Consider the following 26,488-nt stretch of genomic DNA (forward strand, 5'->3'; position numbering starts at 1 on the left):
GTCGGAGCGAACGGCACTATATACGGCAAAGCCTCTATTGTTCTGTCGACTTCCTGCCGAAATCAGCCACAAATGGAGAAATTCGACAGCGGAACTCGGCGAATACTATTGGCGACAAGCCTTTCTCATACGCGCATTGACGGGGAACTATGAGCCATTCGGCAAGCTGCACAAGCACGACACAACCGCATTCTCTGCCGGAGGGCGGCGGGCTCGTCCGTGAACGGCGACGCGTCCAGGCGGATCGCTTGGCTTTTCCTAAAGATAGTCTCACCAGCAGCTAGGCCGCTCGCTTTGCTTTAGGGCATCGTGGTGAACCACCTGCTGATCACGTCGGAATTGAGACTCTTCGCCGCACCTGACTCCTGTCCATTTCCTTCATCGCGAGTACTGAGAGAGACGATCCGGCTTGAAGCACCGTCGAGTTTCGATCCGTGAACTCAGCTGATCACGTTCTCACGGCGCTTAGCGGACATGCTCGTCAGTCGGCAATTTTGGGCTTGTCAACTACCATTCAGCAGCGCTTAGGTGCCTAGCTTCGTCGCAATGGTCCGCAATATACAGTGGCTGCGCAGGACAATTTTGATGCCAGCTCCCCTCAACTGCTAAAATTTGAGGTTTTGCCTCTGGTCCGAAGACGGTGTTTGGAAGCGGGGCGCCAGTTCAGCTCCGCAATATGAGTTCGTAGCCTCCCGCCAACACGCCGTGTGGTCGCTCGATTCCGTCCACAGCAAAATCGAAAACGTATTACCAAGGAGCGATCGAACGAGCATCAGCCGTGAGATGCCGGAAACGGACCGGCTTGGCCAAACACCCAGTGCGCCCCGGCGAGATGATGCCGCAATCACGTCATCGGTCTGCAATAGGGCACGCCTGTCGGCCAATCCCAGGCTGCAGCACGATATTTCTCGTGGGTATCAGCCCCGGTGAGTACCGCCTTACTCAGGTTGTGGCGCGTGCCCGCCGCACGAAGTCAAAGGCCACAAAGCGGCTTAAGACTCTGAGGCCCGAAGCGGGACGCCACCCGAATGGGGCACGCTCTTACCGCCTCCTGCAAGTTGGCGTGGCAAGTAGCCCAAATGTAAGAAACCTGAAGAACCCCACAATGTGATGCAGCTTTTCGGCAAGATACTCTCTCAAAACGGGAAGATATGTCAGCAAAGCGGTGCTATAGTTGGGAGATGGCAGCGACACCCTCTCTTGGAATTCTTAATCTTGAACAAGGGTCGCCCGGCGCTCCTCCCCGGGCACCCCGCACTCACTCTATTCTGAACCCGACTTCCTACGATTTTCCAGTCACCTTGGAAACCGTCGCGGGAGCTTGGGCGGAGATCGTCATTCGAGGCGATCCAGCACTTGAGCCAGCTTACATCTCGGCGGCCCGAAAACTGGTCGAGCGTGGGGCCATTGTCATCACGGCGAACTGCGGTTTTTCTATTCGGCACCAAGCCGCGGTAGCCGCGTCAGTTAATGTTCCGGTTGTGACCTCCAGCCTACTCCTGCTGCCAAGCCTTCTTCGTCAGCTGCCAAGGTCTGCGAAGATCGCGGTGCTGACAGCGGACTCCACGCATTTAGGCGAGGATCTGTTAGGGGTTGATCCTGCCGATAGGTCGCGGGTGGTTATTGGCGGCATCGAAGGCGGCGAGATGTGGCAAAACGAAATGAAGCGTCCGACGCCACAGACTGAGGTCAGCGTGATTGAACGCGAAGTCGCCGCGTGTGTCGCGCGGCTTCGAAATGAGCATCCAGCGATTGCTGCAATCCTGTTCGAATGCACGGCTTTTCCGTTAGTTGCACCCACCATGCGTCGTGTGATGAAGCTGCCCATCTACGACATCACGACCCTCTGCCGCTTGACACTTGCATCTGTCGTCTGACTGCTGCGCTTGCAGGCCTTCCGCAAGACGTGGCCGGCCAGCGAGAAAGGTCATCTCGAACCGAATGACACTGCAGTGGCCGTAAGCGCTCAAGATCGTGGAGAATAGCCATACCGATCCATCGCGGGGATTTTGTCGGGGAAGGTTTCGGCAAGCCCGCAGCGTGACGACGTCGGGTTGCATGCACGGTTAGGAAGTCTGTTCTGTAAGCCCGTCGACAACGCTCGTCGAATAGTGTCAGTACTGCAAGCAACGTTTTGGTGATGCTTATGGCGCGAACAGAGGAGATAAACACGCGTCCGTTACACCGGTAGCTGGGTCATCTGAATTGAGGGGCTATATGCGATTGGTGCGAAGGGTCCATCGGTGAGCCCGCTTCGCGTCGTCGCTCGATCACGTGCTCAGTTGTAATTTGTGCCGGAGGGGCCGCTCGTCAATGGCGGCAGAGTTGTTGTAAGCCCCTCCACAACCGCCCACGCGAGGGGCAACTCGGATTTGCTCCCCATTCCGCTGCCTCCCCGCGCTCGAAGCGCCAGCACCGCGGCCGCTACCGCGAACATCGTGACATCGGTGGACGCCAGGCCAGGGATGAGATGAACCGATCGATTCCACCGGCACCCGGTTCACCCCATATTGGCGGAGACGTTGGAGTATGCTCATACAGCTTCGAAGGCTCGCCACTCGCAACGGAGTTGATCGTTGGAAGCAAAGCCCGGAATGGAAACGATAATGAGTCTGGCCGTTGACAGTGGTGCGAATTGATCCCAGGCGGGCACTCCAGGACGAGTCGATCGAGACAATCATCGATGGATCTGACGCCGCAGGGCGGAGGATTTCCGCATCGCTATTCCTTCGTCAGCTGTTCAGCAGCGGTGTCGTAACGCAAGTCGATGGCCCGGGATCTCTTTTCGCCTCTGACAAGGATCTGCATGCTTAGCGTCCGAATAGGGCGTGCTGAGCGAAACCAGTAGGAGAGCACTGCGCCAAAAAGTCTCCACGATGAAGGTGCGAAATTAGCCGGTGGAAGATACGAACCAAACCGTTGAATTTCAGTGATGAGACCCCGATTAATTGCCGGTGGGAGCACAATTCATCCTGTCCTTCAATTCAGCCGACGTTGCTCGGGTTCTGGATTAGGTTTTGTTGGCGGAGCGCTTCTCAACCTACAGCCGCCAACATGAGGGTTGGGCCCTTTTTTAGAGGCCGAGTGGGCGTGAGGATCTCACAGCGTACCACGGTGCCATCATGTGCTGCGGATCCCGCGCAGCCGCTGCGAGCGCCGGCGCAGCAGTTCGACCGTGGTCAGCAATGCCGTGGAGAACAGAATCAGCACGGTCGCGGCGGCAATAATGGTCGGACTGATCTCCTCGCGATGCCGGAAAACATGACCAGGGGCAATGTTCGCTGCGCGGAGCCGATTCCGGCGGCGGCGCGCATCAGCGAGTGATGGAAACCCGTCAGGGTGGCGGTCACGGCGATGACCACGAACGGAGTGGCCAGCGTGGTGTGAGCCAGGATCAGTAACCGCCGGGATGATGATCGGTGAGATCAAAAGGCTCATCACCGTCCTGCGCGACTGAGCCCGAGCGCGGCTAATGTGCCTAGGGCAGTTGACAGGAGCGTGACCAAAACCGCGACGAAGATCCAGTTGTGCAGAGCCCCCCGCCAACGGTCTGTTAAGAAGAATTCCTGGTACCAGCGCAGCGACAGCCCTGGCATTGGATAGGTGAAGAAGGAGACAGAATTGAAGGACAGCGGGATGATCACGATGATTGGCGCGATCAGAAACAACAGCACCGCCCCACAGATCAGCCGGTGCAGATAGCGCCAAGCCTTCTCAATCGGAGAGGAATAAGCGAAAGGGGCCATCGTCCTCATCCAATCTTAAGCTGATCAGCGCCAACCAGCTTGCTGTAGACATAATACAGCAGCAGAGTCGCCGTGAGCAGGATTGCGCCAAGGGGAGAGGCCATGCCCCAGTTGAGCTCCTCGTTCGTGTAGTGGGCTACGAAGGAGTCGGCCGGCCCTCCGACAAGCGCCGGGGTGAGGTAGTAGCCCAGGCACAGAATGAATGTCAGTAGGCAGCCCGCAGCTATCCCCGGCAGCGTTTGGGGGAAATAGACCTTCCAGAACGCGTAAAATGGGCCAGCGCCAAGCGAGCGCGCAGCGCGGACATGGTTTGGAGAAATCGTCCTCATCACGCTGTAGATCGGCAGCAGCGTGAAAGGCAGCTGGACATAAGTCATGGCGACGACCGTGCCGACCCGGTTGAAGATGAGGTCCGCGGGCTGCGATATAATGTGGAGGGCCATCAACATCTCGTTGATTAGACCGTGATCCTGCAGCAGCACGACCCAAGCCGTGGTGCGGACCAGCCCCGAGGTCCAGAACGGCAACACGACCATGATCATCAGCAGATTGCTGGTTCTGACCGGCAATGTCGCCAGGAGATATGCCACCGGGAAACCTAGCAGCAAGGTCGCAACAGTTACGCCTATGCTAATGCAAAGCGTGCGCAGGAAAACGTCGCGAAAAATTGCGTTCTCCGGCGGCGAAGTGATGATCTGGCCGTCAGAGCCATATTGGTAATCGAGCGAACGCAGTAAGTAGAACGCCGTGAGGCCGAGTGGCCGCGCGCGAGCAGGCTCCAAAGGTTGCGCTGACCCCAGAGCGGACTAATCTCGATCAGCGAGGGTGAAGGCCCTCAGCTTGTGCCGGCGCTCGACCCGTTGCAGCTTGACCTGCAACGGCACGCTGTCAGGACTGCCGGCGAGTTGGACCGCCGTCGTCACCACCGACTCCTTCACTCTTCGCTCTCTCATATCGCTCGTTTAAGGTGGCGAGGAGGACGGAAGTCCTCCTCGCCCTTATCTTGTTCTTACTTTGCGAGCCAGGCGGTAAAGCGCTGGCCCAGTTCATCAGACCGTTCAACGAGGAAAGGATAATCAGGTTGCAGAGCAATGCTCTCACGGTCGGGCGTATTTGGAAGGTCGGGCAGGACCGCTGGATCGACAAGGGCCATCGCATCCTTGTTGGCGGGACCGTAGGGGATGTAGCGCGTCAGATCCGCCTGGACTTGAGGTGAGCCGGCGAAGGCGAGGAACTTGTAGGCGACGTCCAGATGCGGACTGCCCTTGGGAATAGTCCAGTTGCCCGTGCCCGCCTGCGCAGAATCCCACACGATCTCGTAGTGCTTGCCGGTCTCTTTGACGGCAGCAGTGATGCGACCGTGATAGGCCGCGGTCATGACGACCTGGCCGTCGGCCAGTAGCTGTGGCGCCTGGGCGCCAGCCGTCCACCAGATGACGTCTTTCTTGATCGTCTCGAGCTTCTTGAAGGCGCGGTCGACCCCATCCGGCGTGCTCAGGACCTTATATACATCCTTGGTCGGCACGCCGTCGGCGATCAGCGCCCATTCGAGATTGGGGGAGAAGCTCTTCACCAGTCCGCGCTTGCCGGGGAATTTCATCGTATCAAAGAGGTCGGTGATGGTCTTCGGGCCGTTCGGCAGTTTGTCTTTGTCATAGGCAACGATCGTGGAATTGGTTTGAATGGGTACCCCGCAATCCATTTTGCCATCGTCGCCAAACTTGGCCCGGTCGAGGCCCACCTTCTTCCAGTCGATCCTCTCGAGGAGGCCCTGCTCGCACATTAGCCAAGCAGCCCGCCCGGAGGCGTCCATCAGGTCCCAGCTCACGGTCTTGGACTCGACCATAGCACGGACCTTGGCGATCTCGCCGCTATACTCGTCTTCGGTGAGCTTGGTTCCGGTCGCCTTTGTAAAGGGCTCGAAGTAGGCCTTTCGCAGGGCCGCCTGATAGGCTCCGCCCCAGGAGACGATCGTCAGCTGTTCGCCCGCGAAAGCAGGCTGCACCGGCGTCAGCGCACTCGCCGCCAAGCCTGTCACGGCGAAAGCGCCGGCGACAACTAAATGTGTTCTCATAGTCTTACTCTCCTGGCTATGCCGCCCACGATAAAAGTGGCGATTCAACTTCTGCCCGTACGGTCGGAGGCGCCTGTCACAACGGCTCGAGAGCCCGACAATCCTCTACTTTCCAACCGATCGTGATCGCCGTATCGGCCTCTATCCGCGCCACGCCTTCCGCATTTGGCAGCTTAATTACAAACACGCGATCGAGACCGCTCGAACATGCTGGCAGGATGCCTCTGCAGTTGACCAAACGGTTCATTTCGTCCCTATCGTGTGTCTGACTCTTTCGGCCGTGAGCGCGACAGAAGGTTTGTCTATCAACGAAATGTTATCGGGCTACGCGAGACGAATTTCATTGTTTTCGGCCCTCCCGCAGTCGAAATTCTGCGTCGAACTTGCGAGAGACGCGGGATTTATATTGGGAAACGAACCATCCTTTCGGAGCATGAGGTCGATGCCCACTACCGACCCCGTACGACGGCTCGTCCGATTTGAAGCCTCTGACCTCCGCACGATGTGGTTTGATGGAGGGCGGGCCAACGGAGCGGGATTCCTTGCAAACTGGATGTGTGATTCACTCGCCTCGGACTGCTTTTGGGAGAGGGCGGGATGCCGACACGGGAGCGGCGCGAATCGGTAGAGCAGGATCTTTTCCGCTCTCGGCTTGATCAGATCATCGACATGAAGCATCCGCTGGCAGCGCTGGGGCGGACGGTGGATTGGAGGTTCCTGGAAGAACGGTTCGGCGAGGTTTTACCGATGATCCCCGACCGCCGCTGCCGACGCGCTTGATGGCGGGACCGGCGATCGTTTAGCACACCTACGACTTATCCGACGAGGCGCTGTGCGAAGTGGGTCGCTGACGGAGCATTTTGGCTACCAGAAGCGCGATCCTGGCGGCCGGGGCTCGGCAACCGCAACGGGACGAGCTCGAAGACAATTCTCACCGAGGACGGCGCGATCGAGATTGCGGTGCCGGGCGACCGCGCCGGCAGCTTCAAGCCGCAGTTGATCGCCAAGGGATGGACACGGTTCGATGCTCTGGCGACAAGATCCTGAGCCTGTACGCCCACGCACCACGGTCTGGATATCCAAGACCCGCTAGCCGAGGTCTACGGCACCGAGGTTTCGCGGATTGGATCAGCCGGGTCACTGACGCCGTGCTCGAGGAGGTGCGAGAATGGCAAAGCTGGCCGCTCGACACCATCCACTTGATCGTATCTTTCGATGCAATGCGCGTGAAAACTCGCGAGAAGGGACTGGTCAAGAATGCGGTTTATGTCGCGCTGGCCTACAACAGCGAGAAGGACTTACTCAGGCTCTGGATCGAGCAGCCCGAAGGCGCCAAGTTCTGGCTGTGGGTCGTCAACGAGCTCAAGACACGGGGCGTCGACGACATGCTGATCCCTCGGACGGAAGGGCGTCCCGGAAGCATTACCTCGGTCTTTCTGCAAACGCTGGTGCAGACCTGCATCGTACACCTGATCCGCAACAGCCTCGCTTGCGTCTCCTGGAAGGACCGCAAGGCGATCCTTCCCTCGATCAAGGCGATCTATCTGTCCGAGAGCATCGAGGCGGCGTTGCTGCGGCTTTCCGAGTTCGAGGCGGAATGGACCAAGCGCTACCCCGCAATCGGCCAAATCTGGCGCAATGCTAGGGAGCACGCGGTGCCGTTCTTCGCGTTTGGGCCAACATCCCCAAAATGATCTACACCACCAAATGCGGTCGAGGCGGTGCATCGCAGCTTGCGCTAGATGATCAAGACCCGCCGCAGCTTCCCGACCGAAGAAGCAGCACTCAAACTGCTGTCTCTCGCCATCAGAAACGCCGGCGTTCAATGGCGGCGGCCGGTCGAGTGGACGGCCGCAATGGGCCAGTTCGCCTCGGGCGCGGTTCCAGGAGCAGCGCGCTAATGAGCAAATCCGACATCACGGCACTTACGATGATCGCTTGGTCCGAACCTTCGCCGTCAAGCCCCGCGCCTGCGGCGCGTCGAGATCGATGCCTTCACGCTACATCGCTCTCACGATGAATCGGCAGGTGCAGGCCGTACTTGGCCAACAGGACATGGGCCAGCAGCTTGGACCCTGCACGCTCGCGCCCAATCGGATGCGAGGGAGCCGACGGCGGGGTAATCGCTTCGCAGGCCCGGCAGGCGAGCTTCTCGGGCACGTGCTGGATCACCTTCCACCGACGCGGAGCGAGTTCCAGCGTGTCCGTTAAGTCCTTGCCAATCTTTGCGCAATCGGCTGTCGCCGCAGCATCGGCAGGTCGCAGGCACCGGGATGACGAGCTGCTACCGCAGCAAATGCTCCGACAGCGGCCGGCGCCAGGCTCGCGGCGCTCGAAGGATGGCACGCAATCGCTTGGTTGCCAGCTGCGCCGCCGTCTCGCCTTGCGCCGCGTGCTCCGCCGGGTCGGCGAGCTGTAGCTCGAGCTGGTCCAGCAACGCGCCTCACCGGGGGACTGTCCGAACTGCTCGTGCCGCAGCTTCTTGATCGTGAGCTTAAGCTGCTCGATCAGCAATATCCCCGCCTGGGCTTCTGCCTCCCCGGCCAATCGGGCCGCTCGCTCGGCGCGCCTGCGCCGTGGTCACATCGTCGGCGAGAGAATCATCGGCGCCCACCGCCGACTAGAATCACAAGACGTGGTCTCTGTCCGGACTGTTGGTCGTGCCCGCGATGTCGCGCGACGATCAGGACGGAAAGGGCGTCAATCAAGATGATAGAGTTTCGCTGGGCTGTGACGTAGGGAGCGCGTAGCCCGACCGGGGCTGCGAGTCGAGCGTCGGCGCGATCCGAGAGTGACCGCCCCGACCGGTGATCGCGGCCGGCAGGTTACGCAGTGGTTCTTCCGCCAAGAGGAATCACTCGCTTGCCCGGCCGCCACATCGCAGATCACCAGATGACGCTTTACATGAAGTACCGTCAGACCGATAGCCCGCCAGTGGCGGCAGCCAAGGCGTCATTGAGTGCGTCTAGCGCTAATCGGATCGAGAGAGATCCCCGACTCCATTGCAAAAGACGGCTCCCCCCCGGCCGGCGACAACCGGCCCCATCGAGCGAAGTATTCGAGACTGAGATCGTCCCAATCCTGAAGTCGGCATCTGGCTTACGCCCGGTGGCGGTCGTTGAGGAGATGTTACGACGTCCTCCTGATCTCTGGACCGGTATCCGTCGTACCCTGGAACGACGCATCGGTGCCTGGCGGGCGATCCACGGCGAGGAGCAGGAGGTGATCTTCCGCCAAACTCACGAGCTTGGCCAGCTCGGCCTCTCCGACTTCACGGACATGGGCGAATTGGGTGGTACGATTGCGTGCGCACCGTTGGATCGTCATCTCTATCACTTCCGTTTGGCCTGTTGCGGGTTCGAGCACGCCCACGTCGTGCCTGGGGGCGCGAGCTTCGTTGCCCTGACCGAAGGCATGCCAAATCCCCTGTGATCGCCTCGGTGGGGCGCCGCGGGAGCATCGGACTGACAGCCTTTCGGCCGCTTCTGCAATCTCGATCGCGATGCACAGGACGAGCTGACGCAGCGATACGATTTATGCCCACTACGGCATGCGGCCTTCCCGCAACAATCGAGGCATTGCCCACGAGAATGGCTCGATCGAAGGACCCCACCATCATCTCAAGCGAGCAATTGCGGACGCCTTGCTGCTGCGCTGAACTGTCGACTTCGATGATCTTGCAACCTATCGCGGCTGCATCGACGAGATCGTTAGCCGCCGAAATGCCCGCAACGCCACGCGGAATCGATAGCGAGCGCGCGACGCAGCATGTGCCGGCTCCTCGAAGGACCCGAATCTGGAAAAGGATCGGGTGATGGTCAGACGCGTATTCGCACTGCGCCACGCTTTGAGTTGAGATCGGTTAGGAAACGCGGTAATCAAAGTTTCGTCGATGGCGGCTTCCGGCAGCTCCTCCTGTGCGAACATGAACAGCAGATGACCACAGCCATCGTTCATAATGCCGGTTGTCACCGTGCAGTTGCGCCCAGATCCACCATAACGCACTCACCGTTTATTCCCGAAGCAGAAGGGCTGGCAAGAAAGCCCACCGTTGCCGCGACCTCACGAACTTCGATGAAGCGATTACCTGGTTGCCAGGAGCGGAAAGCCGCGATGCATTCGTCGGTGCTTAATCCTCGCAGTGCGGCCTGAGTTTCTAGTTGACCTCGCATTATCCCGGTATCCATCCAGCCCGGCGCGACCGCGTTTACGGTGAGGCCATGTATAGCGCCCTCCAACGCAGCAACGCGAACGAGACCGAGAACGCCATGTTTTGCGGCAGTATAAGCAACTTTCTGCAGCGCTCCCCCATAACTTGAGACTGATGCAGTGACAACAACGCGACCGCCGGCGGACTTTGTTAGAGTTGGCCACGCAGCCTTTACCGCGAAAAATGGTCCGTCCAGCATCACGCCGCGAAGACGCTCCCATTCGGCGTCCGGAAACTGATCGAGAGGAGCCATGAACTGACATCCAGCGTTCAATACAAGGATATCGAGACGTCCGGCGACTGCAAGTACATGCGCAACCATATCTCGATTCCCACTCGCGGTGGAAAGATCGGCGTGAATGAGCTCCTCACCGGTGACGTCCGCACCATACACGTTGGCACCGCGTTCACGCAGTTCATTCACGATGGCTCTTCCAAGACCTCCGGCCGCTCCAGTTACCAGTGCAACCCGGCCCTCAAGCGACCATCCCGTCGGTTGACACTTTTGATCGGACTCGACCATCCCCCGTCCTTTTCGATTGCCCAAAAACGTCCACGGTCATCGTTCATCTAATGCACGTGGTGTTATCGATTCTCCAGGGCAGACATACACGGAGACAATGCTGCCCGTACACAGCGATCTATCCCTTAACAAAGGGTTACAGTTGGGCGCTGGCAACTCTGCCCAACATTTACGTAGTGAGTTCACGGGATCATGCGATCCGCAACTACTTATCTGTACTGGCCTCTTCTCCCTCTCTCTTCGGTAGCTCAGGTCTATTTTCCACACGGTTCAATGGCGACATCGGATTCGTCGCCGTCCTGCCTCCCCATTGACACCCGATCTGCCGGCGCTAAGCCAACGGACGCTGCGTTCGTCAACAGTTTGCGGCTCGACGTCGTGCCCTTCCTTTCCGCGGAGAATGTTTATGTTACGATCGCGCATGACACCCACCCCTGCTCCAGCAGCCTAGCGGTGCATCCGGATACTGGCGCCGGCTCGCTCCGGACGGGGCAGCTCGGCGTGCAGCCTGGCAAGCTCCATCAGGCGCTCCCGCACGTTGCCCTTGACGGGCCCGCCTCGTCCGGTTTGGGCATCAACATGGATCAGGATCTGCTCGCCGGTAGCGGCCGGCAGCTCATCGCCCTCACGCATGATCACGTAAAAAAGATGGAGGCGCTTGTCGTCGATGCCGAGGACCTGTGTCACCACTTGAACACAATCGCCGGCATAAAGTTCTCTCAGGTGCGTCAGGTGGGTCTCAGCCGTGAAGTATTTACCATACTTTGAGCGATATTCGTCATTACTACCGGCATACTTGAGCACGCTGCTGCAACCCATACCGCACAGTTCAAGGAAGCGCGTCTCTGACACATGGCCGTTTCGATCGAGCCAGTCAGAGGTCATTTCCAATGTCGGCGTCAGCACAGCGCCCGAGCCATCGGTCAGCGGCTGGGGCGCACGATCGCGCAAACCCTGTTCCCAACTCGCCAATGTCTTTCCGGGCCCGTAATCCTGTGAGCGAAGCGCGTGCAGCACGGCCACGAGCAAGTCATCGCGTTTCTGTTCAGGGTGAACTGGCAGCGGGTCGGCCTTAACGATCGCATCGGCCTGTTCGGCCACTTTTTCGATGAAGGCACGGTCGATTTCGGGCTTGTCCGTGATCCTCGACCACGGCCACTTGAAGGCCCAACGCTCGATGGTGTCGCGCATGCCGACGGCTCCGTTGACCACGCGGTGACTCCCGATAGCCGCTCGACGGAGCGCCCAAGAGAAGCGGATCGCGTCATCAATTTCTCCGAGAGTGGCTACATCATCGTGCACGAGCCACAACGCCTCACGAGAGATCGATTCATTGAGCCGGTTCGCAATAAATCCATCCACCTCCTTGCGCACCACGAGCGGGTGCATCCCGACGGCCCGGAAAATGGCTGCTGCCCGCTCAACCATTTCGGGCGCCGTACGCTGTCCAGCGCACAATTCAACCAGCGGGAGCATGTACACTGGTTGAAACGGATGCGCGACCAGGAGACACTCGGGATTGTCCATCTCCGCCTGCAGCAACGATGGCCGAAACCCTGATGTCGATGAGCAGATCAATGTCCCGGGCGTCGCCGCTCGACCAACGGCAGCCAACAGTTGCTGCTTGAAATCGAGTCGCTCCGGCACGGACTCCTGCACGAGATCAACCTCACGCACCGCCTCCTCAACCGACTTGACCAACGTGAGCGAGCCCTCGGTCGGCATAGGAGCCGATGTGAGCCGCCGGTACGCCCGCCGCGCGTTTGCCAGCATCTCCTGCACACGCTCAAGTGCATTAGGCGCGGGATCGTATAACCTCACATCCACTCCATTGAGGAGGAACCGTGCGGCCCACCCACCGCCGATGACACCGCCTCCGAGCAATCCGACCGCTCGCGGCAGTCCCTCGGGCAGACCTTTTGAGTTTTCCGACATGAGCTTTTACCTTAATTACTAGGCTTGGACCTTAAGCTTGAGCTTCTCGCGCACCTCATCTGCGCCCATAATCCGCACACCCATGCGGTCGAGAATCTCAACAGCGCGCTGTACAAGCTCCGCGTTAGTCGCCAGCCGTCCGTGAGAGAGGTATAAGTTATCCTCCAATCCCACGCGCACGTTCGCGCCCACCAAAGGCGCCAAGGCTACCCACGGAAGCGACATCCGGCCGACCGCGAAGGTCGCGTAGATGGCCCCAGGCGGTACCTGGTGCACCAGCGCCAACAAGGTATGCAGATCGTCCGGCGCACCATAGCGGGTTCCCATACACAGCTGAATGAGCGGAGGATCGTCGACAAACCCCTCCTTGACCAAGTCGCGCACCTCCATCAGATGGCCGGTATCGAACACCTCAAGCTCAGGACGGACACCAAGTTTTTGTACGTGCCTCGTCATGGCACGCAGCATGCCCGAACTGTTAGCCATGACCAGCTCTCCGCCAGCCCAGTTCATCGAGCCGCAATCGATGGAGCAGATCTCTGGACGCAGCTCCTCGACATGCACAAGCCTTTCAATCGCGCCTGGCATGTCCGTTCCCGCGGCCAAAGGCAGCGGAGACTCCGGGCCACCGAGCACGATTGAACAGCCTGGCCCTGCGGTCAGATTGATAACCGGGTTCACGTTCGACTTCCGAATGCGCTCTACGACCTGCCGATAGAGCGCCGGATTCCTCGAGCCCTTCCGGGTCTCGAGGTCACGGACATGTAGGTGCACCACCGCCGCTCCCGCTCGCGCCGCCTCGATTGCCGAGTCTGCGATCTCCTCTGGGGTTATCGGCACATTCTTTTGCCTCGGCGTAGCGGACCCTGTGACCGCACAGGTAACAAACACCTCAGAAATCATCCCACCTTCTCCTCCGGGTAAAACTTGGCCAGCAGCAAGACGGATCGGGCTACTGATTCATTCAAGACAACTAGTAGCAGTCCCCGGAATCTGATTTTGCGCGATATCGCGGCGCGGACGCCGTCATTCAGCGCCTGAGCGTTGCTATGCGACGTTTTTCAGAGCTTGGGCTATTACCGGAGTATTCACGAGAGGATCGGGTCGACATCTACGCGAGGCACCGACGGACACAGATTCACCGCGGATGTTTGCGATCGCGTGCAGCCTTGGCACGGCTCACCATCCACCGGGCTCCCCTGCGACCAGCGTGAACGCACGGCGAGCTTAGGCCGTTGGGACGGAGCTGGTCGCCGACCTTGCGCCTTGGCTGCCTCTGCATCGTCCTGGCAAACGCGGTGACGATGAAGGCGGAGACGACGCGCCGCCTGTTCTTGACGGCACGCGTCAGCGCGTTGCAGATGAACTGCACGCGGGGGTCGCTGAAGAATAGGTCAACAGATTTCGCGCGATGCAGCGAGCGGCCCCGTTATGTCCCTCGCGATAAAACCCGCGCTAGGGCGCGATCTGAAACCGCAAAGCGCTATAAGGGACAATCCAAGGCAGAATAAGCGCAAGGAGAGCGGCTGCAAGCCACTTCAGCTTGATGGCGGCGGCCGTCAGGTGGGCCTGGATCTTCATATTCGGTACACCACGCCGAATGGCGCGCGCCAGTCAGTACCAGGTCTCGACTTCGCCGTGGAAGCCCTCTGAGCGGTGGCGCTGATAGAGCCGTGGATCCTGCCTTACTCCATCGCTCGCAACGGCGGCGGGCTCGATGCAGCTCCCCTTTGTTCGTTTGTCTAGTCGCGACTGCGACATGCAGAATGACACCAGACATTGACATCGACGGCCATGTGCTGCTCGTAAGCAGGCTCGAACCGTGGGTTCGTGCATTCGTGGCCATTGTCGCATCGGGATCAGCTGTACAGATATTCTTGTATTTGCCGCTTTGCCGACCCTTTCTCCCTTCGTCGCTTTCATCGTCGCTTTGATTTTCGCTCAGTACATCCATCGCATGCTGCTCGGTGAGGCTGTCCCAACTCACATTGGCGCGGATCAGCGATCATCGACAGGAACCACTTCGGCTGTTGCGATCTTGGCCTTCAGGCAGGCCTCGACGGTGCGTTTGAAGATCATTACGGAATCGATCTTCGCACCTGCGATGGCGGATGCGCGTCAGGCTGGAATGGTGCCATAGCTGCTCGTGCAGACTATTCCAAGCAAACCCAGCGAATCGCGGTGTTGACCTGAACCTCGCGTATCAGCATGCGATGGTGTGCGATGCCGGACCAGACCTCGAGCATCAGCCTACCCCGTCTTCCGGATTGATGCCTGGCCGACCCTTTTTCGCGCAATAGTAGTCGGACACTTCTTCCCTCAGTCAGGACAGGTCGAACTTAAGATCGACCTGCGCCAGCACGTGCTCAGAGCTCAAACTGATCCCGCTCCTTGCGCCAAGCATCTTGTTTGCTTCGCCGATCGCGAATCGCCGATCAGAACGAATCAGCCAGTTGCGCCTTTTCAATGACTCCACACGGCAGCGCTGTCAGGTGGCGTTGAGCACCTTGGCGACGGTAGCCTTGATGCCCGCATCGGCTTCCGAGATCACCAGGCCGATACCGCGCTAGTCGCCGCGGGCGAACTTTCGCAAGGACGCGGTCCAGAACATCTCGGTCTCGGATGGGCCGATGTCCAGGCCGAGAATCTCGCGCCAGCCGTCAGTGTTGATGCCCACGGCAACAAACACTGCGACTGGGACGATGCGGCCCTGCTGGCGAATTCACGTAGGTGGCGTCGATCCACAAATACGGCCAGTCGCCCTCGATCGCGCGGGCGAGGAAGGCCTTCGCCCTTGTCAATCCCTCCGCACAGCCGGCTCACCTGGCTCTTGGAGATTACGCTCACTCGCATCACTTGGACCAGATCATCGACCGAGCGGGTCGACACCTGCACGTACGCCTCCTGGATGACCGCGGTCAGCGCCTTCTCGCCCATTCGGCGCGGCCGCAGGAAACCTCGGGAAGCAGCTTCCCTTCCGCAGGCTGCGGATGCGCAACTCGACCGCGCCGGCGCGCGCCTCCGAGGTTCGCTCACTGTAGCCGCTGCGCTGGGCTAGGCGTTCAGCGCTCTTCTCGCCGTATGCCGCGCCGGTCAGCCGCTGATCTCCAGCTCCATCAGCCGCCGGGCAGCAAAGCCGATCATCTCGCGCAAAGGGTCGGCGCCTGGCTCGAGCGCGCGAAGGTTAATCATCAGGTCCGTCATCGGTGGTTCCTCGAATCAGGTTGGTGTCAGTAACCCGCCCCTACCGGCGATTGCCGGTGACCACGGCCAAGCCGTCCACCACTACGGCACTATGTGAGGGCGCTCGTGCGGACGGCTTGCTCTAAGGAGCTCCACCATCACTGGGGACGTGACCACGTTGCGTCGGGGTGACATCGACGCTGTGTAAACATACGAAGCTCCCCATCTACGAAATCACGAGCCGGGCGCCCCTGATGTCCATTTCGAAGGACTTCTCTGAATTTTGCGGCCCGATAGTCTCTACAAGATTCGCGGAAATAGGCTCGGCTCACGCTATTAAAAACATCTAACCTCTGTTACGGCCAGGCGGATCTGAAAAAACACCGTTTGATTTCACAAGCTTGGAGCTGCGGCGCGCGGCAGTGTGCTCTGTCTCAAGCCCCGAATTGCGGAGTTAACAAGGGCCATGTGTGGACGGCTCCGGGTTGGCAAGGAGAATCTTCACTTTGCGGCGTTGGTCGGAGCAGCCATGTGTTCGGCCTGTTTGTGCGGTTCACATGACCGCTGGCCATAATGCCCTCCGCGGATCAGGTCCCGATCAAAAGCACGCATTCGAAGATGCCGTGGCCCGTATGGTTTGTCCTGATCGCCGGATCGACCGGCGCTGCATTACGTGCTGTTCGCCCTCCCAACCGTTACGTCACGCCGGCGATGTCGGCGCGATCTCGTTTAGGCCGCCAGCGCGGCCGGCTCCTGGTAGCGTTCGTTCCTCGCCATCATCGCCCAGGCCATCCTGGCGAGCTTGTTGGCAAGCGCGATGGCCGCGACCTTGGTGGGCCGGCGGGCCAACAATCGCGTGAGCCATGGCCGATGATCGGTGCCATGGATCTTGGCGTAGCGGGATTACGGCGAGCGCGCCAGCCGTGAACAGGCTACGCAAATAGCGATCGCCCTGCTTGCTGATGCTGCCAAGCTTGTCTTTGCCCCCGCTCGAGCTCTGCTTCGGTACAAGCCCAACCCAGGCCGAGAAGTCTCGTCCCGATCGGAAGGCTCTAGGATCGGCAATGCTCGCGACCAGAGCTGTTGCCAGCGCCGGCCCAACGCCAGGGATCGCGTCCAGCCGCTTGCTCGTCGCGCTTGATCGATGCCAGGCGATGATGCGTCGGTCGAACTCCAGGATCTGGGCCTTCAGCGCGCGCAATTGACCACCGAGAGCAGCAAGACACATCCGGGCGCCCTCCGGGACTCGGTCTTCGGCTGTATCGGCGACGACTTCCAGCAGTTGCTCGACACCCCTGCGCCCGACAGGGGCGACAATCCCGAACTCGGCGAGATAGGCGCGGATTGAATTGATCACGGCAGTCTGCTGGCGGATGAAGAGGTGGCGCGCTCGGTGAAGCATCAGGCAGCTCTGTTGTTCGGCTGTCTTGGTCGGCACGAACCGCATGTTGGGCCTCGTCACCGCTTCACAGATCGCCTCCGCGTCCGTAGCGTCGTTCTTCTGCCGCTTGACGTAGGGCTTCACATAGGCCGGAGGCATCAATCGCACCGTATGTCCCAAGGCCTGCAATTCACGGGACCAATGGTGCGATGATGCGCAAGCTTCGATCCCCACCAGGCATGGCGGCAACTTTTGGAAAAATGTCAGGACTTGCCGGCGCTTCAACTGACGGCGGATGATCACCTGGCCAGCTGCATCAACGCCGTGCACTTGGAAGACTGACTTCGCGATATCCAGACCGATGGTCGAAATTGGCTGCATAGGGCTGCTCCTCCGAATCGTGGGAGCCTCAAACGGCGCCCACACCTTGGCACTCTCGTGCCCGTGGAGGAGCCGTCCACAGCATCAATAGCGGCGCCTTCCTCGATTACAACGGCGGGACACTCGGTTTTGCGGTCCTTGGAAGCTGAATTGTATTGATCGAGAGTAGTGGATGCGAGTTTAGGGACGCGCGGCTTGGCGGCAGATTCCGCAACTCTCACGCAGATTGGAAGCGCCAACGGACAAAGCATCCCGCTCGTCTGCCAGGATTGGGCGAATACCAAGGCAGGCTATCGCTTCTGCTCTGCTGAGCGGGTCAGCGAAGCGGACATTCCGGCCGGTCACTTCCGATCGACACGTGATCGTGCCGCCGCCGCTGAAAGGCGTCATTCTTAAGCTGCACGACACAACCGAGTTCAGCTATCAATGCGAGAAGTCAGAAGTGATCGGCATCACCAAGAGCATAAACAGTGGACGGGACAAGGGGGCCGCCTCAGACCGCACACGGTTTGCGGCAACCTGATGCATTCGAGCCTCGCGGTTAGGATCGAAGGGGTGCCGCTGGGGGTCGCGGCCGTTAAGTTCTGGACCCGGAAGAATTCAAGGGGACGGCAGCACTTAAGAAGGCGATCAATCCGACCCGCATTCCCATCGAGAAAAAGAAAAGCGTCCGGTCGTTGGCTTTCAAGCAGTCTACGCAACTCTCGGATCATCCTGAACAATGCATTCATATCGGTGATCGCGAGAGTGACTTATACGAGCTCTTCTGCGCAGCACACGAGATCGGAACTCATTTCCTGATCAGGACCTGCGTCGACCGCCTGGTTGGAGATGGGGATTACACAATCGCCGACAAAATGGACGAGGCCGCCGTCAAAGGGCTCCATCGCATCGAAGTCAGAGATAGTTACAGCGATCCCGATTAGGCCGTTCTTGAACTCAGGTATCGCAAGATTCGCGTCCTGAGACGATCGGAAAGGAGAAGCGTTATCCCGCTCTGACCCTGACCGTGATCCATGCCGAAGGGCGGTCGCCGAAAAACAGAAATAGGATCAATCGGAAGCTGATCACTGACCTGCCCGTTGGTTCCCGCACCGACGCGATCGAGAAGTTCGAATGGTATGCTTTGAGATGGAAGTCCGGGGTGTTCCACGAGATCCTCAAATCGGGCTGCAAAGCTGAGGAGTCGAAGCTCAGGACCGCCCAGCGTCTGACCCAACTGATCTCGCTCTTTTGCATCGAAAGTTGGCGGGTCTTGACAAACCAAAAAGCAAGAAAAACGCTCTCGCACTATGTGATCAAGATCGCCCGGCTCGGCGGTTATCTTGCCCGCGCCAGCGATCCGCCGCCTGGCAATACCGTCATGTGGCGCGGACTGTCACGCCTCACCGACATCGCGCTAGGCGCTATGGTCGGAGTAGAATTTGTGGGTAATTGAAAGCCTCACCGGACGGTTACCTCACGCGTATTCTTACTGACGCCGCACCCATATCCCAGCGATGGACGTGCTCGTATGGCTGGTATGGCGGGGAAGGCTCATGCTTAGCGAATTGTCCCGATGGGCAAGAGGAAGCTGAGATGGCGCGAGTGCGCAGACCAGTCTGAACAGTCAGCTTCAACGCCAGCGTTGCTGCTCACCGTCGTAGGCGCCGGCAAGAGGATCGCTTACCGCAATGAGCTCACGTTTCAGTACTTTGTTGCTGGAAGTCGTCCTAGGAAGCAATGGAATAAAGGCGATGTACCGCGGCACCTTGAACACGGCAAGATTAGCACGAGCATGTTTGAGAATTTGATCAACGAGCAGATCGCTTGGCGTAAGACCTTCTTTCAACTCCACAACGATCTTGACTTCTTCGCCGCGCTTCGCATCGCGAACCGGAACCGCGGCCACATCCGCAACCTCGGGGATCTCACGGATGACAGCCTCCACCTCGCGCGCAGCGATATTCTCGCCCGAGCGTCGGATCATGTCCTTCGTGCGTCCTACCAGCCAATAGAACCCGAACTCGTCGCGCCGCAGCAGGTCCCCCGTCTTGAACCATTCGCCTTCGAACGAGGCGGCGTTGGGCCTATTCCAATAGCCCTTGAGTATTCCGCGACCACTCACCCAGAGCTCACCGACTTCACCGACCGGGGTGGGGCTCCCATCGTTCATTAGCCGCAGGTTCCGAAATGGTGCACGAATCCCTACCGAACCGGTCCCAGCGATCTCAGCAAGCTCATTCGGCATTTGTGTGCCAAACCCGATTTCAGTCATTCCATAAGCATCTTGGGTACGCACTCCAAACCGCTTCCGGAGTTTGCGTTGCGAATCCGGACTGCACCCCCATGTCAAGCTCTGCTTCAGGCATGTAGCTCCATCTTCGTCGGTGGCCTCGGTCTGGCGCGCAACGAGTTCGAAAAACGTGCACCACTCAATGCGGTGTTGCTTGACCCAGCTCATGAAGCGCGTCGAGCTTATTGACGGAGCCAAGTAGAGCGTCCCGCCCTGTCGATAAGACTTCACAAGATATGCTTGCGGATCGCCATAGAAGAAGGGTTGCGCGGCAAGATATCGCTGGTACGGCTGCCCGTCTCCGCACGCCCCCTGATACGAATTCACGCACCAGTAGTCGTGCGTTAACATGCAACCTTTCGGAAAGCCCGTTGTCCCTGAGGTATATTGGATGTTCAACAGGTCGTCGGGTCGGACATCCTCCATAACCAGACAATCATTGACGCCCTTGAGCAGGTGGTCAAGGGCAGTAGCTTTTCCGTCCGAAAGCTGACCAACGTGAATTATGCGCTCCTTGGCGAGATCTTTCGGCCAAGGCTCCATCCTTGAAAACACAGAAGTAACAGATTCGTCAACGACGGCAAACTTAGCCTGCGTATCACTAAGAACGTACTCGATCTCCCTGGACGTATAACGCATGTTGATCGGAACCATCACGGCACCGAGCTTGGCGATTGCGAACCATAAGATTGGGAATGCTATGCAATTTGGCAGCATCACTCCAATTCGGTCGAACTTGCGTACGCCAAACACACGCAGCGCATGCGCATATTTGTTGGACAATCGGTCGATCTCGGAGTAAGTCGCCCGCTCACCTCGGTCGAAGACGTCGATTGCGGTTGTAGAGCCGTGTGTTCTCGCTCTCATTGAAACCAGCTCCACGACCGTGATCGTCTCGTACTCGGATTCGAGCGTCTCGATTTTGCGCAAAGCGTTCGCTACGTGCTCGTGCAGCTGATCTTGTGTCAATTCGGTAGGGAATGTCATGGGAAACAAACCTTGCGTAGTTTCAGGAGGAAAGCGGACTGATCGGCCCACGAACACAACGCCTCATTTGATCAGCTGGCTAAAGCTGCAATCTCCGGAGCCAACGGCGTTATTGCCATTTTCCCAGAGTTCGGCCCGGATGACTTGCCTCCCGCTTAACTGGTAGATCATTATCAGCGAGCGAGGCACTACCTACTCTAGTGGATCTCCAACCCTTCGTTCAGCGTCGGTCGACGGAGTGCTTTGAGAGACGACTCTATTGATCGCGACCAGGGTTGGAGACGGGTCGAGTCGGCAGTCGGACGCGACGACAACTGACCCCGTCTTCGGGTTCATGATGTCGGCTGAAGGTTTGCCTCCGCCGATGACCGGCACGCGCTGAGGCGGAGCCGACCGAAGGGCATTCAGCGGCGGAGGCTTGACGAGGCCCCTTTTTCGCTCAGCGAGCAGCCGGTAGCTGTCGCTTCGGATCGTCAGCGCGCGGCTCTTAGGGCGACTCCCGGACGCTGGGCTCGCCGCGGACTCGATGAATCAGGCCTCTCGAGATAGCGGCGCAGACTGGCGTTGATCGAATGCAAGTGCAGCGACGACGCGACGGCAGCGAAACGCCCTGCTCACTGAGCACGCGACTGGTGAGCCGGTCCTCATTAATGCGACGGTCGCGGAGACGTTCACAAGTGCTGTTGCAGCTGATTCGCGCTGCGGAGGACCGTTGAAAGTTTCGGGCTCGCCGAGTGTCTGGCTGTTTCTGTCAGACGGACAGATCGATAACAGGGGCACTGGCAGCGGGTTAGTTGGGCCCCGGAGCGCGATCGCGCAATCTCTGCTCCCAACACGCCAATGTCTTTCCGGGCCCGTAATCCTGTGAGCGTAGCGCATGCAGCACGGCCACGAGCAAATCATCGCGCTTTTGTTCAGGGTGGATTGGAAGCGGGTCGGCTTGAACAATCGCGTCCGCCTGCTCGGCTACTTTGTCGATGAAGGCACGGTCGATTTCGGGCTTGTCCGTGATCCTCGACCACGGCCACTTGAAGGCCCAACGCTCGATGGTGTCGCGCATGCCGGCGGCTCCGTTGACCACGCGGTGACTCCCGATAGCCGCTCGACGGAGCGCCCAAGAGAAGCGGATCGCGTCATCAATTTCTCCGAGAGTGGCTACATCATCGTGCACGAGCCACAACGCCTCACGAGAGATCGATTCATTGAGCCGGTTCGCAATAAATCCATCCACCTCCTTGCGCACCACGAGCGGGTGCATCCCGACGGCCCGGAAAATGGCTGCTGCCCGCTCAACCATTTCGGGCGCCGTACGCTGTCCAGCGCACAATTCAACCAGCGGGAGCATGTACACTGGTTGAAACGGATGCGCGACCAGGAGACACTCGGGATTATCCATCTCCGCCTGCAGCAACGATGGCCGAAACCCCGAGGTCGACGAACAGATCAGGGTGCCAGGGACCGCCGCACTGCTCGCCGTGGCAAGCAGCTGCTGCTTGAGTTCCAGGCGCTCCGGCACAGACTCCTGCACGAGATCAACCTCACGCACCGCCTCCTCAACCGAATCCACTACCGTCATCGCTCCCTCGGCCGGTAACGGGGCCTCGGTCAAGCGCTGATATGCTCGCCGCGCATTGGCCAGCATTCTTCGCACCCGCTCGACCGCACTGGGCGAAGGTCCATAGAGCCGCACATCCACTCCATTGAGGAGGAACCGTGCGGCCCACCCACCGCCGATGACACCGCCTCCGAGCAATCCGACCGCTCGCGGCAGTCCCTCGGGCAGACCTTTTGAGTTTTCCGACATGAGCTTTTACCTTAATTACTAGGCTTGGACCTTAAGCTTGAGCTTCTCGCGCACCTCATCTGCGCCCATAATCCGCACACCCATGCGGTCGAGAATCTCAATAGCGCGCTGTACAAGCTCCTCGTTAGTCGCCAGCCGTCCGTGAGAGAGGTATAAGTTATCCTCCAATCCCACGCGCACGTTCGCGCCCACCAAAGGCGCCAAGGCTACCCACGGAAGCGACATCCGCCCGACCGCGAAAGTCGAGTAGATGGCACGGGGCGGTAGCTGGTGCACCAGCGCCAACAAGGTATGCAGATCGTCCGGCGCACCATAGCGGGTTCCCATACACAGCTGAATGAGCGGAGGATCGTCGACAAACCCCTCCTTGACCAAGTCGCGCACCTCCATCAGATGGCCGGTATCGAACACCTCAAGCTCAGGACGGACACCAAGTTTTTGTACGTGCCTCGTCATGGCACGCAGCATGCCCGAACTGTTAGCCATGACCAGCTCTCCGCCAGCCCAGTTCATCGAGCCGCAATCGATGGAGCAGATCTCTGGACGCAGCTCCTCGACATGCACAAGCCTTTCAATCGCGCCTGGCATGTCCGTTCCCGCGGCCAAAGGCAGCGGAGACTCCGGGCCACCGAGCACGATTGAACAGCCTGGCCCTGCGGTCAGATTGATAACCGGGTTCACGTTCGACTTCCGAATGCGCTCTACGACCTGCCGATAGAGCGCCGGATTCCTCGAGCCCTTCCGGGTCTCGAGGTCACGGACATGTAGGTGCACCACCGCCGCTCCCGCTCGCGCCGCCTCGATTGTCGAGTCTGCGATCTCCTCTGGGGTTATCGGCACATTCTTTTGCCTCGGCGTAGCGGACCCTGTGACCGCACAGGTAACAAACACCTCAGAAATCATCCCACCTTCTCCTCACTTTGCGAGCTTGACATCTACCAACTTCGGCCAGCACCTTCAGCGCTCTTGGCTTTTCGGAGTCGCGCTAGTGCATTGACGAGGATGAACGAGCGGGTTGCATCGGCATGTTGACGATAAGTCATTGCGAAGGCCTGGCTGCGGTACTCCTCATTCCAGCAACCTGCGTGCCATTCGCGAAATCGCTATGCGACCTGCCTGAGAAGAGAAGGCGCGCGAGGCTAGGGGCCCGCGACCAGGACCGACTTTGCGGGTCGTCGGATTCCTGACATCGACGTAGCACACTGCGCACGACCAGGATGGTAGACAACTCTTCAACTCTCAACCTCGAAGTCGAAGATGCGAAGTCTTTTAGGAGGAGCCGCATAAGCGTTACGGACATCTGGTCCTCGCTCGCGTGGGCGGGGAGTCGGTCGGAACGGCCACGCCGGGGAGGACCACCCCAATGACCGCCCCGTCGCGGTTGGAGCAATCAGCTGTTTCATGGAGCCGTCGATTACCGGCGCGAGTGGACGTCTCTCGCGCGGAACGAGCGAATCTCACAATGTAAGTTTTTTGAGCCGACGCCGCCGCAGCTCGGGTTCCGGGAGCATTCAATCCGCGGCTAGCGGTAGAAAGCCTGCCCGATATTGACCACTTGAGCTAAGACGAAATCCTCGTCTTGATCTCGCGCGCCTCAAGCAGCCAGTCGCGGCCGATTCCGCCCACGCGGGTATTGTTGGAAAGCATGATAGGTCTTCAACCAGAATTCGCCTATGGCATCCCAGAGATCCATGAGGCCGAAGCACTCGGAGAGAAGCGCCAGGCGTGAACTTTTGTTCAAGCTTGAGGATTCCGACAGAGGGGAGGCGTTTGGATGTCATATCGAAAAGCATCGCCTCGGTTCGGCGACATATTACCTAAATTGGGCGTTCTCGCCGAAAAAAGCGCGCTCGGAGTTTTATATATTCAACGGCCACTTCTTCATTAACAGTGACGGCGATCCGGCCTTCAGGCGTGAATGCGGAAGTGCCCCGTCATCAGCCTGGTTACTGCATGTCAAGCGCCATCTCGACCCTTCTATCGAGCAAATGACTGAGCGTGTCTCAGAACATCGGCGGCTTTTTGTACTTGCGTCATATCCATCCGAGCTAGGCCGCGGACAGGGGCTCACCGATTCAAGCGCTTGAGGAGTTCAGGGTCTTCCTTGTGCATCCTGATGAGCTCGGTCAGGTTCTCGATGCCGAAGTCGGTGAACGCCATAACCTGGTCGTCACCTATGCCGTAAACCCAGATGACGCCATCCTCTGTGTCCATTCCGTTGGCCACTTCCCAGAGCCAGTCCTCGTCTTCTCCGAGGTCCTTGGCGACGCGACTGATGGTGAAGACGGCATAAACCTTGTTGACGTGCATGGCTACGCCGCCTGGGCGGAAGGTGTCGGAGCAGGAGGCGTCCAGTTCCAGGGCAACAACTCATGCAGGCGGTTCTGCGGGATATCGGCGATGCGCGCGAAGACGTCGGCAAGCCAGGCTTTCGGGTCGATGTCGTTGAGACGCGCCGTCATGATAAGCGCGGCCATCACGGCAGCTCGATCCGCGCCACGATCAGAACCGGCGAACAACCATGCCTTTCTTCCCAGAGCAAAACCGCGCAACGCTCGCTCCGCAGCATTGTTCGTCATGCAGATCCTTCCGTCGTGAACAAGGCGGGCAAAGCCCTCCCAACGATTGAGCAGATAGTTGATCGGCTTAAGCACGTTGGACGAACGCGAGAGCCGGGCAGATTCCGCCCGCAGCCAAGACTCAAGGTCTTTCAACAGTGGCACGCTTCTTTCCCGGCGGATCTGCAACCGCTCCTCAGCGCTCAGCCCATAGATGTCGCGCTCGATCTCGAACAGCTGGTCAATCCGACGAACCGCTTCCAGCGCAACGGGCGAGATCGCCGTCGCCGATCGTCCGCGGCGCGCGTTCTGGGCGATATCGGCCAGTTCGAAGAATGCCCGCCGACCGTGTGCCCAGCCGAAGGCGGGCGTGGCAGGCGACGCCTTGCGTCCGGGATCGAACAGAGCGTTGAACCCGCTGTAGGCGTCGGCCTGCAGAATCCCAGCGAAGTTCCGAAGATGCCGCGCGGGATGCTCGCCGCGCCGATCGCGTGAGGCGTAAAACAACGCCGCCGGCGGATCTCGCCCGCCAAATGGCCGATCGTCGCGGACATAGATCCAAATCCGGCCGGTATCTGCTTTCCCTTTCGCCAGGATCGGGATCTTGGTGTCATCACCATGGAGCCTGTCGGCGGAGAGCACATAGGCTTCGATCAGTTCAAAGATCGGCCTGACCGCAAAGGCTCCGGCGCCCACCTGGTCCGCCAGCGTCGAGACCGACAGGTCGATCCCCTCGCATTTGAAGCGCTGGCTCTGTCGGTTCAGCGGCTGATGCTGACCAAATTTGTCGAACAGGATCGTCGCCAGAAGCTGGGGTCCGATATAGCCCCGCGGCGTGGCATGGAACGGCGCCGGCGGCTGCGTGATCGCCTCGCAGTCCCGGCAACTAAACTTCTCCCGCACCGTATCGATTACCTTGAACCGGCGCGGGATCTCCTCCAGCGTCGAGGTCACGCTTTCGCCGAGCTTCGATAGCCGGGCCGATCCGCAGCAGGGACATTGCGTCGGGCCGGCAGGACCACGCGTTCTCGCTCGATGTCATCGGGAAAGGGCTGGCGCAGAGGCCGCTTGCGCTCAAACGAGCGTACCGTCTGCGTCTTCCCCGCCGCCTTCTCGGCGGCAAGTTCATCCTCAGTTGCGGCCGCCTCGAGCTCCTCAAGCTCAAGCTCCAGCTGATCGAGCAATCGTGCCGCCCGTTCCGAGCGCGTGCCATAAAGCGTCCGCCGCAGCTTCTCGATCTCGAGCTTGAGGTGGGCGATCAGAGCTTCGGTACTCGATTGCTTCGCCTGGGCATTGGCCGCTTCAGCAAGCTTGGCCTCCGCCGCAAGCCTGGCTGCGCGCTCAGCCAGGATCATTGCATGCGCGGCGGCAAGATTAGGCGGCAGCTCGTCGGCGCTGGAGTCCATAACCAGATGGAATCACATCCGCTAC

The 26,488-nt window shown here is 59.4% G+C and carries 19 protein-coding genes and 5 pseudogenes; 10 read left to right on the forward strand and 14 right to left on the reverse strand.

What is annotated here, in order from left to right; translation table 11 throughout:
- Window positions 1-1,301: 1,301 nt before the first annotated feature.
- Window positions 1,302-1,877, forward strand: a complete 576-nt coding sequence (locus N2605_RS26665) for an aspartate/glutamate racemase family protein (RefSeq protein ID WP_311735331.1) — start codon at window positions 1,302-1,304, stop codon at window positions 1,875-1,877.
- Window positions 1,878-3,120: 1,243 nt separating this feature from the next.
- Here N2605_RS26665 and N2605_RS26670 read toward each other — a convergent pair.
- The 3 genes and pseudogenes from N2605_RS26670 to N2605_RS26680 form a co-directional block, all read right to left on the reverse strand.
- A pseudogene (locus N2605_RS26670) lies at window positions 3,121-3,746 on the reverse strand (ABC transporter permease).
- Between the two features lie 5 nt (window positions 3,747-3,751).
- Window positions 3,752-4,528, reverse strand: a complete 777-nt coding sequence (locus N2605_RS26675) for an ABC transporter permease (RefSeq protein ID WP_260343729.1) — start codon at window positions 4,526-4,528, stop codon at window positions 3,752-3,754.
- A 227-nt stretch (window positions 4,529-4,755) separates the two neighbouring features.
- On the reverse strand, window positions 4,756-5,820 hold the full coding sequence (locus N2605_RS26680) for an ABC transporter substrate-binding protein (protein WP_260343730.1): 1,065 nt from the start codon (window positions 5,818-5,820) through the stop codon (window positions 4,756-4,758).
- 597 nt (window positions 5,821-6,417) lie between these two features.
- Between N2605_RS26680 and N2605_RS26685 the strand changes: the two are divergent.
- From N2605_RS26685 to N2605_RS26695, 4 genes and pseudogenes are all read left to right on the forward strand, one after another.
- A pseudogene (locus N2605_RS26685) lies at window positions 6,418-6,620 on the forward strand (transposase); the annotation flags it as partial.
- 154 nt (window positions 6,621-6,774) lie between these two features.
- Complete coding sequence (locus tag N2605_RS36565; protein WP_425248868.1) at window positions 6,775-6,867, forward strand: hypothetical protein; 93 nt, start codon at window positions 6,775-6,777, stop codon at window positions 6,865-6,867.
- Window positions 6,831-7,514: an IS256 family transposase gene (locus tag N2605_RS26690; protein ID WP_260347499.1), complete on the forward strand. Its 684-nt coding sequence runs from the start codon at window positions 6,831-6,833 to the stop codon at window positions 7,512-7,514. Before N2605_RS36565 ends, N2605_RS26690 begins: the two co-directional genes overlap by 37 nt.
- Before the next feature lie 48 nt (window positions 7,515-7,562).
- Entirely contained in the window at window positions 7,563-7,721 is a 159-nt protein-coding gene (locus N2605_RS26695) for a hypothetical protein (RefSeq protein WP_260343731.1), read from the forward strand.
- Window positions 7,722-7,815: 94 nt separating this feature from the next.
- On the opposite strand, the gene N2605_RS26700 is transcribed toward N2605_RS26695, so the two are convergent.
- Entirely contained in the window at window positions 7,816-8,334 is a 519-nt protein-coding gene (locus tag N2605_RS26700; RefSeq protein WP_260343732.1) for an IS66 family transposase zinc-finger binding domain-containing protein, read from the reverse strand.
- Between the two features lie 348 nt (window positions 8,335-8,682).
- On the opposite strand from N2605_RS26700, the pseudogene N2605_RS26705 reads away from it, so the two are divergent.
- Window positions 8,683-9,629, forward strand: a pseudogene (locus tag N2605_RS26705) (IS21 family transposase); the annotation flags it as partial.
- A 159-nt stretch (window positions 9,630-9,788) separates the two neighbouring features.
- On the opposite strand, the gene N2605_RS26710 reads toward N2605_RS26705, so the two are convergent.
- The 3 genes from N2605_RS26710 to N2605_RS26720 all read right to left on the reverse strand — a co-directional run bounded on the left by N2605_RS26710 (window position 9,789) and on the right by N2605_RS26720 (window position 13,391).
- Window positions 9,789-10,454 (reverse strand): SDR family oxidoreductase, encoded by a 666-nt coding sequence (locus tag N2605_RS26710; RefSeq protein ID WP_260343735.1) that lies wholly within the window; start codon window positions 10,452-10,454, stop codon window positions 9,789-9,791.
- A 546-nt stretch (window positions 10,455-11,000) separates the two neighbouring features.
- Window positions 11,001-12,488: a 3-hydroxyacyl-CoA dehydrogenase NAD-binding domain-containing protein gene (locus N2605_RS26715; RefSeq protein ID WP_260343736.1), complete on the reverse strand. Its 1,488-nt coding sequence runs from the start codon at window positions 12,486-12,488 to the stop codon at window positions 11,001-11,003.
- An 18-nt stretch (window positions 12,489-12,506) separates the two neighbouring features.
- Window positions 12,507-13,391 carry a beta-keto acid cleavage family enzyme gene (locus N2605_RS26720; protein ID WP_260343738.1) on the reverse strand — a complete coding sequence of 295 codons (885 nt, stop codon included), beginning with the start codon at window positions 13,389-13,391 and terminating at the stop codon, window positions 12,507-12,509.
- Window positions 13,392-14,310: 919 nt separating this feature from the next.
- On the opposite strand from N2605_RS26720, the gene N2605_RS26730 reads away from it, so the two are divergent.
- Window positions 14,311-14,628, forward strand: coding sequence for a hypothetical protein (locus N2605_RS26730; protein ID WP_260343740.1), 318 nt, complete (start codon window positions 14,311-14,313; stop codon window positions 14,626-14,628).
- A gap of 351 nt (window positions 14,629-14,979) precedes the next feature.
- Here the strand turns inward: N2605_RS26730 and N2605_RS26735 are convergent.
- Together N2605_RS26735 and N2605_RS26740 are read right to left on the reverse strand one after the other, a co-directional pair.
- A pseudogene (locus N2605_RS26735) lies at window positions 14,980-15,692 on the reverse strand (transposase); the annotation flags it as partial.
- 708 nt (window positions 15,693-16,400) lie between these two features.
- Window positions 16,401-17,433, reverse strand: a pseudogene (locus N2605_RS26740) (IS110 family RNA-guided transposase).
- Between the two features lie 168 nt (window positions 17,434-17,601).
- Between N2605_RS26740 and N2605_RS26745 the strand changes: the two are divergent.
- From N2605_RS26745 to N2605_RS26755, 3 genes are all read left to right on the forward strand, one after another.
- The gene (locus N2605_RS26745) at window positions 17,602-17,829 is read left to right on the forward strand and encodes a transposase (RefSeq protein WP_260343742.1); all 228 of its coding nucleotides are present in this window, start codon (window positions 17,602-17,604) and stop codon (window positions 17,827-17,829) included.
- Window positions 17,792-17,956 carry a hypothetical protein gene (locus N2605_RS26750; protein ID WP_260347547.1) on the forward strand — a complete coding sequence of 55 codons (165 nt, stop codon included), beginning with the start codon at window positions 17,792-17,794 and terminating at the stop codon, window positions 17,954-17,956. The genes N2605_RS26745 and N2605_RS26750 overlap by 38 nt, the downstream gene beginning before the upstream one ends.
- 486 nt (window positions 17,957-18,442) lie before the next feature.
- Entirely contained in the window at window positions 18,443-18,871 is a 429-nt protein-coding gene (locus N2605_RS26755; protein ID WP_260343743.1) for a hypothetical protein, read from the forward strand.
- Window positions 18,872-19,048: 177 nt separating this feature from the next.
- On the opposite strand, the gene N2605_RS26760 is transcribed toward N2605_RS26755, so the two are convergent.
- The 5 genes from N2605_RS26760 to tnpC form a co-directional block, all read right to left on the reverse strand.
- Window positions 19,049-20,695: a class I adenylate-forming enzyme family protein gene (locus N2605_RS26760; RefSeq protein WP_260343745.1), complete on the reverse strand. Its 1,647-nt coding sequence runs from the start codon at window positions 20,693-20,695 to the stop codon at window positions 19,049-19,051.
- A 790-nt stretch (window positions 20,696-21,485) separates the two neighbouring features.
- Window positions 21,486-22,499 (reverse strand): 3-hydroxyacyl-CoA dehydrogenase NAD-binding domain-containing protein, encoded by a 1,014-nt coding sequence (locus tag N2605_RS26765; protein ID WP_260343746.1) that lies wholly within the window; start codon window positions 22,497-22,499, stop codon window positions 21,486-21,488.
- 18 nt (window positions 22,500-22,517) lie between these two features.
- On the reverse strand, window positions 22,518-23,402 hold the full coding sequence (locus tag N2605_RS26770) for a beta-keto acid cleavage family enzyme (protein ID WP_260343747.1): 885 nt from the start codon (window positions 23,400-23,402) through the stop codon (window positions 22,518-22,520).
- A gap of 1,164 nt (window positions 23,403-24,566) precedes the next feature.
- A complete protein-coding gene (locus N2605_RS26775) occupies window positions 24,567-24,809 on the reverse strand; it encodes a hypothetical protein (protein WP_260343748.1) in 243 nt (80 codons plus the stop codon).
- 2 nt (window positions 24,810-24,811) lie between these two features.
- Window positions 24,812-26,463, reverse strand: a protein-coding gene (gene tnpC / locus N2605_RS26780; protein WP_260343749.1) for an IS66 family transposase whose coding sequence is annotated in 2 segments (ribosomal slippage) — window positions 24,812-26,067 and window positions 26,067-26,463 — 1,653 coding nt in all. Because the reading frame shifts where the segments join, the coding sequence is not laid out codon by codon here.
- Window positions 26,464-26,488 lie beyond the last annotated feature (25 nt).

Origin of the sequence: Bradyrhizobium yuanmingense (assembly GCF_025200905.1) — a bacterium.
GTDB classification, from domain to species: domain Bacteria; phylum Pseudomonadota; class Alphaproteobacteria; order Rhizobiales; family Xanthobacteraceae; genus Bradyrhizobium; species Bradyrhizobium yuanmingense.

Coding starts and splice junctions, on each gene's coding strand:
- N2605_RS26680 (WP_260343730.1), bottom strand. CDS start 5,820: ATGAGAACACATTTAGTTGTCGCCGGCGCTTTCGCCGTGACAGGCTTG.
- N2605_RS26690 (WP_260347499.1), top strand. CDS start 6,831: ATGGACACGGTTCGATGCTCTGGCGACAAGATCCTGAGCCTGTACGCC.
- N2605_RS26695 (WP_260343731.1), top strand. CDS start 7,563: ATGATCAAGACCCGCCGCAGCTTCCCGACCGAAGAAGCAGCACTCAAA.
- N2605_RS26715 (WP_260343736.1), bottom strand. CDS start 12,488: ATGTCGGAAAACTCAAAAGGTCTGCCCGAGGGACTGCCGCGAGCGGTC.
- N2605_RS26720 (WP_260343738.1), bottom strand. CDS start 13,391: ATGATTTCTGAGGTGTTTGTTACCTGTGCGGTCACAGGGTCCGCTACG.
- N2605_RS26760 (WP_260343745.1), bottom strand. CDS start 20,695: ATGACATTCCCTACCGAATTGACACAAGATCAGCTGCACGAGCACGTA.
- N2605_RS26765 (WP_260343746.1), bottom strand. CDS start 22,499: ATGTCGGAAAACTCAAAAGGTCTGCCCGAGGGACTGCCGCGAGCGGTC.
- N2605_RS26770 (WP_260343747.1), bottom strand. CDS start 23,402: ATGATTTCTGAGGTGTTTGTTACCTGTGCGGTCACAGGGTCCGCTACG.
- N2605_RS26775 (WP_260343748.1), bottom strand. CDS start 24,809: ATGCACGTCAACAAGGTTTATGCCGTCTTCACCATCAGTCGCGTCGCC.